The organism is Actinacidiphila sp. bgisy145 (genome assembly GCF_057708125.1).
In genome coordinates this window covers 54,433-72,306 of sequence record NZ_JBYIRL010000019.1, presented here as the reverse complement: position 1 = coordinate 72,306, position 17,874 = coordinate 54,433, and the positions used below count along the sequence as shown (strand labels likewise).

The window sequence follows — 17,874 nt, the reverse complement described above, 5'->3', positions numbered from 1 at the left end:
GCCGTAACACGACCGACCGCGCCACCGACCACCCTGAGGGCCACGCAAGTGGCAGGACCCTCGCCGTTCCCCCGACGGCGAGGGTCCCCGGGCCGTCCGGCCGCCGCGGAACTCGCGTGAAGAAGAAAGACGACGGGAGCCAAGAACGTGTCCGAACACCGTGGCAGCGCAGCCGGCTTCGCACTGTTCTCGCCGCTGGAGGCCGTACTGCCCTGGGTCCTTAGCGGGCCCGGCGCCGCCGCCGTGGGCGCGCGTGCCGCGGCCCTGCACCGGTACGCCGCCGAGGCCGGCACCTGGGACCCGGCCCGCGTCGGACACGCCCTCGCCGCCGCTGACGCCGCCGCGGCCGCCGACGCCGGTCCGGCCGCGCGCGCGTACCGCGCCGTGGTGCTGGCCGGCGACCGCACCCCGACTCTGGAGGCGCTGGACGCGCTGGCCGACGGGACCGGCCACCCCGCGCTGACCGCCGGCGCACCGCTCGCCGCCCCCGGCGGCGGCCCGGTGTTCGTCTTCCCCGGCCAGGGCCCGCAGTGGGCCGGCATGGCGAGCGAACTCATGGCGACCGCACCGGTGTTCGCCCGCCGGATGCACGAGTGCGCGGACGCCCTCGACCCCTACCTGGACCATTCGCTGCTCGACTCCGTGACGGGTGCGCCGGGCGGCCCCGCGCTCACCGGCGCCGACGTGGTGCAGCCCGCGCTGTTCTCCGTCATGGTCGCGCTGGCCGGCCTGTGGCGCGCGGCGGGCGTCGAACCGGCGGCCGTCCTCGGCCACAGCCTCGGCGAACTCGCCGCCGCGCACGTCGCCGGGGCGCTGTCCCTGGACGACGGCGCCCGGGTCGTGGCCCGCTGGAGCCAGGCGCAGGCCACCCTGGCCGGCCGCGGCGACATGGTGTCGGTGCTGCTGCCCGCCGCCGAAGTCGCCGACCTGCTCCAGCAGCGCTGGCCCGGACAGCTCGTCGTCGCTGTGGAGAACAGCCCCGGCGCGACCGTCGTCTCCGGGGACAGCGACGCGGCAGCCGACCTGGTCGCGCACCTCACCGCCGGCGGCGTCCACGCCCGGCGGGTCGACGTCGGGCTCGCCGCGCACTCCCCGCACACCGACGCCATCCTCGACCGCGTCCGGGCGGACATCGCGCCCATCCGGCCGACCGCACCGCGTATCCCCGTCTACTCCTCCGTCCTCGGCGGCGCGCTGGACGGCACCCCCATGGACGCCGACTACTGGGTCCGCAACCTGCGCTCCACGGTCCGCTTCGCCGACGCCCACCGGGCGGCGCTGGCCGCCGGGCACCGCACCCTGATCGAGGTCAGCCCGCACCCGGTGCTCACCACCGCCTTGGAGGTCACCGCCACCAGCGCCGCCGTGCCCGCCGCGGTGCTGGGCACCCTGCGCCGGGGGGAGGGCGGTCCGGCCCGCTTCACCGCCTCCCTCGCCGAGTACTGGGTCGCCGGCGGCGCCACCGATCTGGGCGCCCTGCTGCCCGCCGATCAGCAGCCGCCCCTGCCGCTGCCCGCGGCCGTCCGCACCGGCGGCCCCGACGACGCCGCCGGGTCCCGTACGACGCCGTCGGACGCGCTGCGGGACCGGCTCGGTCCGCTGGATTCGGCCGAGCGCCGCGCGCACCTGCTGGAGGCGGTGCGGGACGCCGTGGCCGCGGCCGGCACCCCCGGGGACGGGGACGGAGACGGGGACGGGGCCGCGGACACCGCCGCCGTGGACGCCGGGCGGACCTTCCGCGACCTCGGCATCACCTCGCTCGCCGCCGTCGCCATCCGCGACCGCCTCACCACCGCGACCGGCCTGCGGCTGTCCCCGACCGTCGTCTTCGACCACCCCACGCCGGACGCGCTCGCCGCCCACCTGGACGCCGAACTGTTCGGCGCCGCCGACCCGGGGCAGCAGGCCGCGGCCGGTCCCGTCGCGCGCCCGGACGAGCCGATCGCGATCGTGGGCATGGCCTGCCGCTACCCCGGCGGCGTGGCCTCGCCCGCCGGGCTGTGGGACACCGTCGCCGCCGGTATCGACGCGGTCGGCGGGCTGCCCACCGACCGCGGCTGGAACCTCGCCGACGGCTACGACCCCGAACTGCGCGCCCCCGGCACGTTCTCCCAGCACGAGGGCGGATTCCTCCACGACGCGGCCGAGTTCGACGCGGAGTTCTTCGGGATCTCCCCGCGCGAGGCACTGGCGATGGACCCGCAGCAGCGGCTGGCCCTGGAGGCCGCCTGGGAGGCCGTCGAGGACGCCGGGCTGGACGCCCGCGCCCTGAAGGGCTCCCGCACCGGGGTGTACCTCGGCCTCATCGCGCAGGACTACGGCCCGCGCACCGGAGAGCCCACGGAGCGGGCCGGCGCGCTGGAAGGGCACCTCTTCCTCGGCAGCACCGGCAGCGTCGCCTCCGGGCGGCTGTCCTACGTACTCGGCCTGGAGGGGCCCTCGCTGACGATCGACACCGCCTGCTCGTCGTCGCTGGTCGCCCTGCACGCGGCCTGCCAGTCCCTGCGGACCGGCGAGTGCGACCTCGCGCTCACCGGCGGTGTCACGGTGATGCCGAGCACCGGCATGCTGGTCGAGTTCTCCCGCCAGCGCGGCCTGTCCCCGGACGGCCGCTGCAAGGCGTTCTCGGCCGGCGCCGACGGCTTCGGGCTGGCCGAGGGCGTCGGGATGGTGCTGGTGGAGCGGTTGTCGGATGCGGTGCGGCTGGGGCACCGGGTGCTGGCGGTGGTGCGCGGTAGCGCGGTGAACCAGGACGGTGCGTCGAACGGGTTGAGTGCGCCGAGTGGTCCGGCGCAGCAGCGGGTGATCCGGCAGGCGCTGGTGAATGCCGGGCTTCAGGCGTCCGGGGTGGACGTGGTGGAGGCGCACGGTACGGGGACGCGGCTGGGCGACCCGATCGAGGCGCAGGCGCTGCTGGCGACGTACGGTCAGGGGCGGCCGGAGCAGCAGCCTTTGTGGCTGGGGTCGTTGAAGTCGAACATCGGGCACGCGCAGGCCGCCGCCGGGGTGGGCGGTGTGATCAAGATGGTGATGGCGCTGCGGGCCGGTGTGCTGCCGCGCACCCTGCACGCGGACGAGCCGTCCCCGCACATCGACTGGTCGGAGGGCCAGGTGCGGCTGCTGACCGAGGCGCGGCCGTGGCCGCGGACCGGGCGGGCGCGGCGGGCGGGCGTGTCGTCGTTCGGCGTGAGCGGCACGAACGCGCACGTCATCCTGGAGCAGGCTCCTGCCTTCGAGCCGGCGCCGGCCAAGGAGCCCGTGGTGGCGCCGGACGTGGTGCCCTTCGTGCTCTCCGCGGCCTCCGCCGACGCCCTGCGCGCCCAGGCCGCGAAGCTCCGCGCGTTTCTCGGCGAGCACGGCGAACTCGCGCCCGCCGACGTGGCGTTCTCCCTCGCCACCCGGCGCACCGAGCTGGAGCACCGGGCCGTGGTCCTGGGCGGCGACCGCGCCGAACTGCTCACCGCGCTCGACGCGCTGGCCGCGGGCCGGCCGGTCCCGCAGGTCGTGCTCGGCGGTGCCGCCGCCCATTCCCGCCGCCCGGCGTTCGTGTTTCCGGGGCAGGGGTCGCAGTGGGTGGGGATGGCGGTGGAGTTGTTGGGGTCGTCGCCGGTGTTCGCGGCGTCGATGGTGGAGTGTGGGCGGGTGTTGGGTGAGTTTGTGGAGTGGGATTTGTTGGAGGTGTTGGGGGATGAGGTGGCGTTGGGGCGGGTGGATGTGGTGCAGCCGGTGTTGTGGGCGGTGATGGTGTCGTTGGCGGCGGTGTGGCGGGCGTGTGGGGTGGTGCCGGGTGCGGTGGTGGGGCATTCGCAGGGGGAGATTGCGGCGGCGGTGGTGGCGGGTGGGTTGTCGTTGCGTGAGGGTGCGCGGGTGGTGGCGTTGCGGAGTGGGGTGATTGGTGGGTTGTTGGCGGGTCGGGGTGGTATGGCGTCGGTGGGGTTGGGTGTGGAGGGGGTGCGGTCTCGTTTGGTGGGGTGGGAGGGGCGGTTGTCGTTGGCGGCGGTGAATGGGCCGTCGTTGTGTGTGGTGTGTGGTGAGGTGGGGGCGTTGGAGGAGTTTGTGGGTGGGTTGGAGGGTGAGGGGGTTCGGGTGCGGCGTGTTGCGGTGGATTATGCGTCGCATTCGGTGTTTGTGGAGGGTGTGGAGGAGGAGTTGGCGGGTGTGTTGGGTGAGGTGGTTGTGGGTGGGGGGAATGGGGTGCCGTTTTATTCGACGGTGACGGGTGGGTTGTTTGGGGTGGGGGGTTTGGATGGGGGGTATTGGTATCGGAATTTGCGGCAGACGGTGCGTTTTGAGGAGACGGTGCGGGAGTTGGTGCGGCGGGGGTTTGATGCGTTTGTGGAGGTGAGTGCGCATCCGGTGTTGGCGGTGGGGGTGTCGGAGGTGTTGGAGTCGGTGGGGGTGCGGGGTGTGGTGTGTGGGTCGTTGCGTCGGGGTGAGGGTGGGGTGCGACGGTTGTTGGCGTCGTTGGGTGAGGCGTGGGTGGCGGGGGTGCCGGTGGATTGGGCGGCGGTGGTGCCGGGGGCGGGGGTGGTGGAGTTGCCGACGTATGCGTTCCAGCACCAGCGCTACTGGCTCGACGCCTCGACCGGCGGCAGCGGTGAGCGGCCCGCGGACGAGCAGGACACCGCGCTGTGGGCGGCGGTCGAGAAGACCGATCTCGACTCTTTCGCCGCCGAGTTGGCGATCGCGCCGGACGCCCCGCTCGACACGGTGGTGCCCGCCTTGGCCGACTGGCGCCGGCGCGTGGGCACCCTGGCGACCGTCGACCACTGGCGCTACCGGGTCACCTGGAAGCGGCGCCCCGACACCGCCGGTGCGGCGGCCCTCACCGGACACTGGCTCGCCGTCGTACCCGAGCGGCACCGCACCGACCCCGGAGTCACCACCGCACTGGAGGCGCTGGGCGCCGCCGGAGCCGACGTGGCCCTGCTCGAAATCAGCGACGCGGATGCCGACGCCGACGCCGAGGCCAACGCCGCCGTGGAGCGGCTGGAGCAGCGGCTGCGTACGCTCCTGGCCGACCTCGGCGCGGCACCGGCGGGCGTCCTGTCCTTCCTCGGCCTGGACCTCGACCGTCGCCACCCCGGCCTCCCGGCGCTGCCGAGCGGACTGGCCGCCACCCTGGCGCTGATCCGCGCGCTGGGCCGGGCCGACGTGCGGGCGCCGCTGTGGCTGACCACCCGGCAGGCGGTCACCACCGGCGAGGACACCCACCCGCACCACCCGCTGGGGTCGCTGATCTGGGGCCTCGGCCAGGTCACCGCCCTGGAACACCCCGACCGCTGGGGCGGGTTGATCGACCTGCCCGCCGCACCCGACGCCCGCACCGGGCAGTTGCTGTGTGCCGCGCTCGCCGACGCCGGGCCCGAGGACCAGGTGGCGCTGCGGCCGGCCGGCGCGTTCCTGCGCCGCCTCGCCCATGCCCCGCGCGACCGGCGCCCCGCCCGCCGCACCTGGCGGCCCCGCGGCACCGTCGTCATCACCGGCGGCACCGGCGCGCTGGGCTCCGTACTCGCCCGGTGGCTGGCCGCGGAAGGCGCCGAGCACCTGGTGCTCACCGGCCGCCGCGGCGCCGACGCCCCCGGCGCGGCCGGGCTGCGCGACGAACTCACCGCCGCCGGCGCCCGGGTGACCCTCGCCGCCTGCGACGTCGCCGACCGTACGGCCGTCGCCGACCTGCTGGCCGGGCTGGCCGCCGCCGGCGAGACCGTACGCGCCGTCCTGCACGCCGCGGGCGTGGCCGAGCTGACGTCCCTGGCGGACACCGGGCCCGCGCAGTTCGCCGCGGGCATCGCCGCCAAGGTCGACGGCGCACGCCACCTGACCGAACTGCTCGACCACACCGCGCTGGACGCCTTCGTGCTGTTCTCCTCCATCGCCGGCGTGTGGGGCAGCGGCGACCACGGCGCCTACGCCGCCGCCAACGCCTACCTCGACGCGCTGGCCGAGGCGAACCGCGCCGCGGGCATCCCCACCACCTCGATCGCCTGGGGCGTGTGGAACGCGTTCGGCGTCAAGGGCGCCGGCGGCATCTCCGAGGCCGTCGACCTCGACCAGCTGCACCGGCGCGGACTGCCCCTGATCGAACCGGAGTTGGGCCTGACCGCCCTGCAACGTGCCCTGGACCGCGACGAGACGGCGCTCACCGTCGCCCCCGTCGCCTGGGAGCGGTTCTTCCCGCTGTTCAGCGCGGCCCGATCGCGGCCCCTCTTCGACGACCTGCCGCAGGTCCGCGCGCTGACCGCGCTGACCGCCCAGGTGCCCGGCGCACCGGCCCAGCCCGCCGCCGAGCAGCACACCGGCCTTGCCGCCCTCCCGCCCGAGGACCGCGACAGCGCCCTGCTCGCCCTCGTCCGCGGCGAGGCCGCCGCCGTGCTCGGCTTCGAACGGCCCGACCAGCTGGAGCCCGACCGGGCGTTCCGCGACATCGGCTTCGACTCGCTGACCGCGATGGAACTGCGCAACCGCCTGGCAGGAGCCACCGGGCTGTCCCTGTCCGCCGCCCTCGTCTTCGACCACCCGACCCCCCTCGCCATCGCCGCCCACCTCAAGGCCGAGCTGTTCGGGCCGGACACGGACGACGACGCCTTCGTCCTCGCCGAACTCGACCGGCTCGCCGAGCGGTTGACCGGTCTGAACCCCGACGGCAACACCCGGCTGGAGATCACCCTGCGGCTGCGGTCCCTGCTCGCGCGGTGGGACGGACCCGACGGCGCCCGGCCCGCGGCCGACGCCGCCTCCGCCGGGCCGGAACTCCAGTCCGCCAGCGTCGACGAGGTGTTCGCCTTCATCGACAGCGAACTAGGGCTCTGAGCACGGCAGTCGGCCCCCGGGCCACCGGCACCACCACGCAACGCGCCACACGACGCACCACGTACGGCGGCGGCACCAGCCCGCGCCGCCCACCGGACGACAGCACCACGGCACCACGGCACCACGGACACCTTGAACGGCTCAACGGGGGTAGGAACTGATGGCTGATCAGGACAAGTTGGTCGACTACCTGAAGCGGGTCACCACCGATCTTCAGCAGACCCGGCAGCGCCTGCGCGAGTACGAGGCGCAGGCCGCCGAGCCGATCGCGATCGTCGGCATGGGCTGCCGCTACCCCGGCGGCGTCGGCTCGCCCGCCGACCTGTGGCGGCTGGTGCACGACGGGGTCGACGCCGTCGGCGGCCTGCCCACCGACCGCGGCTGGGACGTGGAGGCGCTCTACGACCCCGACCCCGACGCCCCCGGCACCACCTACGCCCCCCACGGCGGATACCTCACCGGGGCCACCGAGTTCGACGCCGAGTTCTTCGGGATCTCCCCGCGCGAGGCCACCGCCATGGACCCGCAGCAGCGGCTCGTCCTGGAAACCGCCTGGGAGGCCGTCGAGCACGCCGGCATCGACCCGGCCGCCCTGCGCGGCACCAGCACAGGCGTCTACGTCGGCTGCAACTACCAGGAGTACCGGGCCCGGCTCACCGAGGTCCGCGACGGCCTGGAAGGCCACCTCGTCACCGGCAGCGTCTCCAGCGTGGTGTCCGGCCGCGTCTCCTACGTCCTCGGCCTCGAAGGCCCCGCCCTCACCGTGGACACCGCCTGCTCCTCCTCCCTGGTCACCCTCCACCTCGCCTGCGAGGCGCTGCGCCGCAAGGAGTGCACCATGGCGCTCGCCGGCGGCGTCGCCGTGATGAGCACCCCCCACACCATCACCGGCTTCTCCCGCCAGCGCGGTGTCGCCACCGACGGCCGCTGCAAGGCGTTCTCCGCCGCCGCCGACGGCATGGGCTTCGGCGAGGGTGTCGGGATGGTGCTGGTGGAGCGGTTGTCGGATGCGGTGCGGCTGGGTCACCGGGTGCTGGCGGTGGTGCGCGGTAGTGCGGTGAACCAGGACGGTGCGTCGAACGGGTTGAGTGCGCCGAGTGGTCCGGCGCAGCAGCGGGTGATCCGGCAGGCGCTGGTGAATGCCGGGCTTCAGCCGTCCGGGGTGGACGTGGTGGAGGCGCACGGTACGGGGACGCGGCTGGGCGACCCGATCGAGGCACAAGCCCTGCAAGCCACCTACGGCCAGGGCCGTGACGTCCAACGGCCTTTGTGGCTGGGGTCGTTGAAGTCGAACATCGGGCACGCGCAGGCCGCCGCGGGGGTGGGCGGTGTGATCAAGATGGTGATGGCGCTGCGGGCCGGTGTGCTGCCCCGCACCCTGCACGCGGACGAGCCGTCCCCGCACATCGACTGGTCGGCCGGCACCGTACGGCTGCTCACCGAACGCACCGACTGGCCCGAGACGGGCGAGCCGCGCCGGGCCGCCGTGTCCTCCTTCGGGATCAGCGGCACCAACGCGCACGTCGTCCTGGAGCAGGCTCCCGCTTCCGAGGCCCCCGCCTCCGAGGCCCGTGCTTCCGAGACCGCCGCGTCCGCCGCGCCGGCCGAACCCGGCACCACGCCCGTCCTGGCCGGCGCCGGCCACCTGCCCTGGCCGGTCTCCGCGGCCACCCCTGAGGGTCTGCGCGCCCAGGCGGCGCGCCTGCGCGACCACCTCGCCGAGCACGGCGAACTCGCGCCCGCCGACGTGGCGTTCTCCCTCGCCACCACGCGCTCCGCCCTCACCCAGCGCGCCCTGCTCGTCGGCGGCGACCGCGCCGAACTGCTCACCGCCCTCGACGCGCTCGCCGCCGGAACCCCCGACGCGGGCGTGGTAAGGGGCACCGCCGAGGCCCGCAGCAAAACCGTGTTCGTGTTTCCGGGGCAGGGGTCGCAGTGGGTGGGGATGGCGGTGGAGTTGTTGGGGTCGTCGCCGGTGTTCGCGGCGTCGATGGTGGAGTGTGGGCGGGTGTTGGGTGAGTTTGTGGAGTGGGATTTGTTGGAGGTGTTGGGGGATGAGGTGGCGTTGGGGCGGGTGGATGTGGTGCAGCCGGTGTTGTGGGCGGTGATGGTGTCGTTGGCGGCGGTGTGGCGGGCGTGTGGGGTGGTGCCGGGTGCGGTGGTGGGGCATTCGCAGGGGGAGATTGCGGCGGCGGTGGTGGCGGGTGGGTTGTCGTTGCGTGAGGGTGCGCGGGTGGTGGCGTTGCGGAGTGGGGTGATTGGTGGGTTGTTGGCGGGTCGGGGTGGTATGGCGTCGGTGGGGTTGGGTGTGGAGGGGGTGCGGTCTCGTTTGGTGGGGTGGGAGGGGCGGTTGTCGTTGGCGGCGGTGAATGGGCCGTCGTTGTGTGTGGTGTGTGGTGAGGTGGGGGCGTTGGAGGAGTTTGTGGGTGGGTTGGAGGGTGAGGGGGTTCGGGTGCGGCGTGTTGCGGTGGATTATGCGTCGCATTCGGTGTTTGTGGAGGGTGTGGAGGAGGAGTTGGCGGGTGTGTTGGGTGAGGTGGTTGTGGGTGGGGGGAATGGGGTGCCGTTTTATTCGACGGTGACGGGTGGGTTGTTTGGGGTGGGGGGTTTGGATGGGGGGTATTGGTATCGGAATTTGCGGCAGACGGTGCGTTTTGAGGAGACGGTGCGGGAGTTGGTGCGGCGGGGGTTTGATGCGTTTGTGGAGGTGAGTGCGCATCCGGTGTTGGCGGTGGGGGTGTCGGAGGTGTTGGAGTCGGTGGGGGTGCGGGGTGTGGTGTGTGGGTCGTTGCGTCGGGGTGAGGGTGGGGTGCGGCGGTTGTTGGCGTCGTTGGGTGAGGCGTGGGTGGCGGGGGTGTCGGTGGATTGGGCGGCGGTGGTGCCGGGGGCGGGGGTGGTGGAGTTGCCGACGTATGCGTTCCAGCACCAGCGCTACTGGCTCGACGCCCCGACCAGCACCACCGCCGACGTGTCGGCCGCCGGTCTCGGCGCTCCCGGACACGGCCTCCTCGGCGCGTCGGTCGCCCTCGCGGGCGGCGGCGGGACCGTACTGACCGGCCGGCTCGCGCTGGCCACCCACCCCTGGCTCGCCGACCACGCGGTCCGCGGCATCGTCCTGGTGCCCGGCACCGGCCTGGTCGAACTCGCCGTACGCGCGGGCGACGAGGTCGGCTGCGGCCGGGTGGAGGAACTCACGCTCCAGGCGCCGCTGGTGCTGCCCGCCACCGGCGCGGTCCAGGTCCAGGTCGTCGTCGGCACCCCGGACGACGCGGGCCGCCGGGCCCTGGACATCTATTCCCGGCCCGAGGAGTCCGGCGCCGAGGACACCTGGACGCTGCACGGCACCGGAACACTCGCCCCGGCCGACCCGCTCGCCCTGGCGGGCACCCCGGCCACCCCTCCGACCGGCACCCGGGCCGACCTCACCGCCTGGCCCCCGCACGACGCCGAACCCGTCGACACCACCGGCTTCTACGCCGCCATGGCCGAGCGCGGCTACGAGTACGGCCCCGCCTTCCAGGGCCTGCGCGGTGTCTGGCGGCGCGGCGACGAGGTGTTCGCCGAGGTCGTCCTGCCCGCGGAGGCGGCCGACACCGTCGACGGGTTCGGCCTGCACCCGGCGCTGCTCGACGCCGGCCTCCAGTCCGGCCTGCTCACCCTCTTCGCGCCCGCCGCCGGCCACACCTCCGGCCACACCTCCGGCAACCGGCTGCCGTTCTCCTGGCGCGGTGTGACCCTCCACGCGGTCGGTGCGACCGCCCTGCGCGTCCGGATGGCCCCCGTCGCCGGCGACCCGACGACGGTCACGCTCGACGTCGCCGACGCCTCCGGCGGCCCGGTGGCGTCCGTCGAGGTGCTGGCGACCCGCGAGGTGTCCGAGGAGCAGTTGGCGGCGGCGTCGGCGGGGGGCGACGACGCGCTGTTCGCGGTGGAGTGGGTGCCGGTGATGGGCGGGGCCGAGGCGGGGCCCCCGGTCGCGGTGCTCGGTGCCGAGGGGGCGTACGCCGATGTGGACGCGTTGCTGGCGTCCGGCGATGACATACCCGGGACCGTGGTGTGGGAGTGCGGCCCGGCCGATGACGGCGCCGTACCGGAGGCCGTACGGTCGCGGCTGGCCGAGGTGCTGGATGTGGTGCGGCGGTGGGCGGGTGAGGAGCGGCTCGCCGAGTCGCGGTTGGTGGTGGTGACCCGGGAGGCCGTGTCGGTGTCCGCCGGTGAGCCGGTGGAGGTGGCGCTCGCGCCGGTGTGGGGTCTGGTGCGGGTGGCGCAGGCGGAGTACCCGGGCCGGTTCGTGCTCGCCGACCTCCCTGCCGACGCGGGAGTTGCCGCGCTCGCGCCCGGACTGGCCTCCGGTGAAGCGCAGTTGGCGCTACGGGACGGCGTTGGGCGCACACCGCGCCTGACCCGCGCACAGCTTCCGCCCGCCGCCGAAGCGGCCACCGCCGCGCCCGTCTTCGGGGACGGCCCGGTGCTCGTGACCGGCGCATCCGGCGTCCTGGGCACCGCAGTCGCCCGGCACCTGGTGTCCGCGCACGGCGTGCGCCACCTGCTGCTGCTCTCCCGTCGCGGCCCCTCGGCGGACGGCATCGCCGGGCTGAGCAGTGAACTGGCCGCCCAGGGCGCCGTCGTGGAGGTGCTGGCCTGCGACGCGGCCGACCGGGACGCGCTGGCCGAGGTCCTACGGGATCGCCACCTCACCGGCGTGGTGCACGCGGCAGGCGTACTCGACGACGGCGTACTGGACGCACTCGACGACGCGCGCTTCGACACGGTGCTGCGCCCGAAGGTGGACGCGGCCTGGCACCTGCACGAACTGACCCGGGACATGGACCTGTCGGCGTTCCTCCTGTTCTCCGCCGGCGCCGGCACCTTCGGCACCGCAGGACAGGCCAACTACGCCGCGGCCAACGTCTTCCTCGACGCCCTCGCCCAGGCCCGGCGGGCCGAGGGACTGCCCGGCCTGTCCCTGGCGTGGGGCCTGTGGGCCGAGACCAGCGCCATGACCGGCGGGCTCGGCGAGGCCGGCCGCAACCGCCTCGCCCGGCTCGGCGTCACCGCCCTGGAGACCGGCCAGGGCCTCGCCCTCCTCGACGCGGCCGCCCGCACCGGCGACCCGTACCTGCTCCCCCTGCGGCTGGACCTGGCGGCCCTGCGCCGCCGGGCGGCGACCTCCCCGGTACCGGCGCTGCTCAGCACCCTGGTGCCGCAGGGCGTACGGCGCCAGGCGGCCGCCGCGGGCACCCCGGCGACCGGCGGCGACCTCGCCGGACAGCTCGCCGCACTGCCCGCCGACCGACGCGAGGAGTTCCTCCTCGACATCGTCCGCGGCGAGGTCGCCGCCGTCCTCGGACACGCCTCCGCCGACGCCGTCGAAGCCGAACGCGCCTTCAAGGACCTCGGGTTCGACTCCCTCACCGCCGTCGAACTGCGCAACCGGCTCGGCGCCGCCACCGGACTGCGGCTGCCCGCCACCCTCGTCTTCGACCACCCCAACGCCGCCGCCGTCGTCCGCCTGCTGCGCACCGAACTCGTCGGCACCGGACCCGGCGCCGCACCGGCCGCCACCCCGGCCGCCCGCCCGGCCACCCCGGCCGGCGCCGCCGAACCCATGGCGATCATCGGCATGAGCTGCCGCTTCCCCGGCGACGTGGTCTCCCCGGAGGACCTGTGGCAGCTCGTCGCCGAGGGCCGCGACGCGATCGACGTCATGCCCGGCGACCGCGGCTGGGACATCGACGCCCTCTACGACCCGACCCCGGGCGTACCCGGCCGGATCTACTCCCGCGAGGGCGGCCTGCTGCGCGGCGCCGCCGACTTCGACCCCGCGTTCTTCGGCATCTCGCCCCGCGAGGCGCTGGCCATGGACCCGCAGCAGCGCCTGCTGCTGGAGACGTCGTGGGAGGCGTTCGAACGCGCCGGCATCGACCCGGCCACCTTGCGCGGCAGCAGCACCGGCGTCTTCGCGGGCGTCATGTACCACGACTACGGCGCCCGGCTCGGCGCCGGCACCGTGCCCGAGGACGTCGAGGGCTACGTCGGCAACGGCAGCGCGGGCAGCATCGCCACCGGCCGCATCGCCTACACCTTCGGGCTCGAGGGCCCGGCGGTGACCGTGGACACCGCCTGCTCCTCCTCCCTGGTCGCGCTGCACCTGGCCATGCAGGCCATCCGGCAGGGCGAGTGCTCGCTCGCCCTGGTCGGCGGCGTCACCGTCATGTCGTCCGTCGAGATGTTCCTGGAGTTCAGCCGCCAGCGCGCCGTCTCGCCCGACGGCCGCTGCAAGGCGTTCGGCGCGGGCGCGGACGGCGCCGGCTTCAGCGAGGGCGCGGGCATGCTGCTGGTCGAGCGGCTGTCGGACGCCCAGCGGCTCGGCCACCCCGTCCTGGCCGTGGTCCGCGGCAGCGCCGTCAACCAGGACGGCGCGTCGAACGGCCTCACCGCCCCCAACGGCCCCGCCCAGCAGCGCGTCATCCGCCAGGCCCTGGCCGCGGCCGGCCTGGAGCCCGCGCAGATCGACACGGTGGAGGCCCACGGCACGGGCACGACACTCGGCGACCCCATCGAGGCCCAGGCCCTGCTGGCGACGTACGGCCAGGGGCGTGATGCCGAACGGCCGTTGTGGCTGGGGTCGTTGAAGTCGAACATCGGGCATGCGCAGGCGGCAGCCGGTGTCGGCGGTGTGATCAAGATGGTGATGGCGTTGCGGGCGGGTGTGCTGCCGCGGACGTTGCATGTGGAGGAGCCCTCCCCGCACATCGACTGGTCGGCGGGTGAGGTACGGCTGTTGACCGAGGAACGGGCATGGCCCGAGACGGGGCAGCCGCGCCGCGCGGGCGTCTCGTCCTTCGGCGCCAGCGGCACCAACGCCCACCTCATCCTGGAGCAGGCCCCGGCCACGGAACCCGAGGCCGCCGCGGACGACGCCCCGGCGGCACCCCCGCTTCCGGTCGTCCCCTGGGTGATCAGCGCCAAGACCGAAGCCGCGCTGCGTGGGCAGGCGGAGCGGCTGAGGTCGTATGTTGCCGGGCGGGCTGGACTGCGGCCGGTGGATGTGGCGTGGTCGTTGGCGACGACGCGGGGTGCGTTGGAGCATCGTGCGGTGGTGGTGGGTGCGGATCTGGGTGAACTGGTCGATGGGCTGGGTGTGTTGGCGCAGCCCGGTGTGGCGGTGGGTGGGCGCACCGCGTTCCTGTTCACGGGGCAGGGTGCGCAGCGGCTTGGGATGGGCCGGGAGTTGTATGACGTGTTTCCGGTGTTCCGGGGGGCGTTGGACGAGGTGTGTGCGGAGTTGGACGCGGTGATGGCGCGTCCGGTGCGTGAGGTGATGTGGGGTGAGGACGTGGAGGTGTTGGCGCGTACGGAGTTCACGCAACCGGCGCTGTTCGCCGTCGAAGTGGCGTTGTTCCGGCTCCTGGCGTCGTGGGGGATACGGCCGGACGCGGTGGCGGGGCATTCGATCGGTGAGATCGCGGCGGCGCACGTGACGGGTGTGTTGTCGTTGCGGGACGCGTGTGTGCTGGTGGCGGCGCGGGGCCGGTTGATGCAGCAACTCCCCGTGGGCGGGGCGATGGTGGCGGTCGAGGCGACCGAGGCGGAGGTGCGTGAGCTGCTGGTCGGAGTGGAGGACGGGGCTGGTGTGGCGGCGGTCAACGGGCCGCAGTCCGTGGTGATCTCGGGTGCGGAGGTCGACGTCGAGCGGGTGGCGGAGGAACTGGCCGGTCGCGGGCGTCGGGTGAAGCGGCTCGCGGTGAGCCACGCGTTCCACTCGCCGTTGATGGAGCCGATGCTGGCGGAGTTCCGTACGGTCGTGGCGGGCCTGGACTTCCAGGAGCCCTCCGTGCCGTTCGTGTCGACCGTCACCGGCAGCGCCGATGCGGAGCAGTTGCGGACGGCCGACTACTGGGTCGAGCACGTTCGTGCGGCGGTTCGTTTCGCTGATGCGGTGGCGGAGTTGCATGGGTTGGGGGTGCGGCGGTTTGTGGAGGTGGGGCCGGCTGCGGTGTTGGCGGGGTTGGTGGGGCAGGTGGTGGAGGCGGATGGTGTGGCGGTGCTGCGGCGGCGGGTGCCGGAGGTGCGGGCGGTGGTGGAGGCGGCCGGTGGGGTGTTCGTCCGGGGTGGTGCGGTGGACTGGGCGGCGGTGCTGGCCGGTGGGCGGCGGGTGGAGTTGCCGACGTATGCGTTCCAGCACGAGCGGTACTGGCTCGACGCCCCGGCCGCAGCCGGTGACGTCACCGCGGCCGGACTGCGGAGCGCCGGGCATCCGCTGCTCGGCGCGGCCGTCGAGCTGGCCGGCGCCGACCGTACGGTGTTCGTCGGCCGCTTCTCGGTCGCCGCTCAGCCGTGGCTGGCCGACCACGCCGTCCACGGCACCGTCCTCGTCCCGGGTGCCGCGCTGGTGGAGCTGGCGCTGCGGGCAGGGGACGAGGTCGGGTGCGGCCGTCTGGAGGAGTTGACGCTTCAGGCGCCGCTGGTGCTGCCGGCGAGCGGGGCCGTGCAGATCCAGGTGACGGTGGGCGAGGCGGACGAGGCCGGGCGCCGTACCGTCGAGATCCACTCCCGCGCCGAGCAGGACGCGGCCGGGACGACCTGGTCCTGCCACGCCCTCGGCGCACTCACCGCGCCCGAGGCGCACCCCGCGCCCGCCGCGCTGTCCGACCTCTGGCCGCCGCAGGACGCCCAGGCGCTCGACGTGGACGGCTTCTACACCGACCTGGCGGACCGCGGTTACGCCTACGGGCCCGCCTTCCAGGGCCTGCGCCGGGCGTGGCGGCGCGGCGACGACGTGTTCGCCGAAGTCGCCCTGCCGGACACGGCACTGGACGCCGCGGACTCCTTCGGGCTGCACCCGGCCCTGCTCGACGCCGCCTTGCAGACCATGAACTTCACCTCCACGGACGCGGGTTCGGGCACGCGGCTGCCGTTCGCGTGGGCGGATGTGGCGCTGCACGCGGTGGGTGCGGTGGCGGTGAGGGTGCGGGTTGCGCCGGATGGGCGTGGGGGTGTGGCGGTGGAGCTGTTCGACGAGGTGGGGTTGCCAGTGGCGTCGGTGGGTTCGTTGACGTTGCGTGAGGTGAGTCGGGAGCAGTTGGCGGCGGCGTCGGCGGGGGGCGACGACGCGCTGTTCGGGGTGGAGTGGGTGCCGGTGACGGGCGGGGCCGAGGCGGGGCCCCCGGTCGCGGTGCTCGGTGCCGAGGGGGCGTACGCCGATGTGGACGCGTTGCTGGCGTCCGGCGATGACATACCCGGGACGGTGGTGTGGGAGTGCGGCCCGGCCGATGACGGCGCCGTTCCGGAGGCCGTGCGGTCGCGGCTGGCCGAGGTGCTGGGTGTGGTGCGGCGATGGGTGGCCGAGGAGCGGCTCGCCGAGTCGCGGTTGGTGGTGGTGACCCGGGGCGCGGTGGCCGTGTCCGCCGGTGAGTTGGTGGAGGTGGGGTCTGCGCCGGTGTGGGGTCTGGTGCGGGTGGCGCAGGCGGAGTACCCGGGGCGGTTCGTGCTGGCGGATCTGCCGGTGGGAGCTGGCCTTGACGTACTGACGGCTGGACTGGCGTCGGATGAGCCGCAGGTGGCGGTGCGGGATGGCGTGGTGCGGGTGCCGCGTCTGACACGGGCGGAGGTTCCGGCGTCGGAGGGCCCGGCGTTCGGTGACGGTCCGGTGTTGGTGACGGGTGCGTCGGGTGCGCTGGGCTCCGTACTTGCCCGGCACCTCGTGGTGGCGCATGGCGTGCGGGAGTTGGTGTTGCTGAGTCGTCGCGGCCTGGAAGCGGCTGGCATGCCGGAGTTGAGCCGGGAGTTGACCGAGCAGGGTGCCGCGGTGGAGGTGGTGGCGTGTGATGCGGCAGACCGGGATGCGCTGGCCGAGGTCCTACGGGATCGCCGTTTCACGGGTGTGGTGCACGTGGCGGGTGTGCTGGACGACGGTGTGCTGGATGCGCTGGACGGGTCCCGGTTCGATACGGTCCTGCGCCCGAAGGTGGACGCGGCCTGGAATCTGCATGAGCTGACCCGGGACATGGACCTGTCCGCGTTCGTTCTGTTCTCCTCCGCTGCGGGTGTGTTCGGCAATGCGGGTCAGGCCAACTACGCGTCCGCGAACGTCTTCCTGGACGCGCTGGCCCAGGCCCGGCGTGCCGAGGGCCTACCGGGGCTGTCCCTCGCCTGGGGCCTGTGGGCTGGGGCGGAGAGTGCGATGACCGCCGGGCTGGGTGTGGCGGACCAGAAACGTATCGCGCGGCTCGGTGCGGAGGCGCTGAGTGAGGCGGAGGGGTTGGCGCTGCTGGACCGGGCGCTGGGTGCGGGCGGCAGTGCGGGGACGGACGGCCTGCTCGTCCCCATACGCCTCAACCTCCCCGCGCTGCGCGGGCGGCCGGAGGAGGCACCCGCGTTGCTGCGCGCGCTGGCGCCTGCCAGGGTGCGGCGGCATGCCGCGGCCGGGGCGGCGCGGGAGGGCGGTCCGGGGCTGGCCGAGCAGCTGGCGGGGATGAACGAGGGCCGCCGGGCGGCGCATCTGCTGGCGCTGGTGCGTACGGAGGTCGCCGCGGTGCTGGGCCACCGGTCGGCGGCGACGGTGGAACCGGAACGCGCCTTCAAGGACCTCGGGTTCGACTCGCTCACGGCGGTGGAGCTGCGCAACCGGCTGCACAGCGCGTCCGGGTTGAAGCTGGCCGCCACCGTCGTCTTCGACCACCCGACGTCCGCGGACCTGGCGCGCCACCTGCGGACGCAGATCCCGGACCTGCCGGCGGCCGGACCGGAGTGGCTGCTCGGTGAACTCGACCGGATCGAGCAGGCGTTGGCCGATGTCGACCCGAACGACGAGCAGAGCGCCGGTATCCAGCAGCGCCTGGCCGCGCTGGCCGCCCGCTTCGAGGCCGCTGCCCGGCCGGCGGAGGCCGAGGAGGTCGCCGACCAGATCGACGCGGCGACGGACGACGAGATCTTCGCGTTCATCGACAACGAACTCGGCTGAGCCCCGCCCGGCGCCGTACCCCTACACCCGGTACGGCGCCGACCCCCGTCCCCGCCCCCGCCCCACGTACGCCGATCGTCTCCGACGACGACTCG

General features: G+C 74.3%; 2 protein-coding genes. Both read left to right on the top strand.

All coding sequences use genetic code 11. The features are described 5' to 3' along the window. The first annotated feature begins 147 nt into the window (after window positions 1-147). Complete coding sequence (locus AC3ERT_RS18680; protein WP_435175469.1) at window positions 148-6,813, top strand: type I polyketide synthase; 6,666 nt, start codon at window positions 148-150, stop codon at window positions 6,811-6,813. Between the two features lie 160 nt (window positions 6,814-6,973). Next, the gene (locus AC3ERT_RS18675) at window positions 6,974-17,779 is read left to right on the top strand and encodes a type I polyketide synthase (RefSeq protein WP_435175467.1); all 10,806 of its coding nucleotides are present in this window, start codon (window positions 6,974-6,976) and stop codon (window positions 17,777-17,779) included. The last annotated feature ends 95 nt before the right edge of the window (window positions 17,780-17,874 follow it).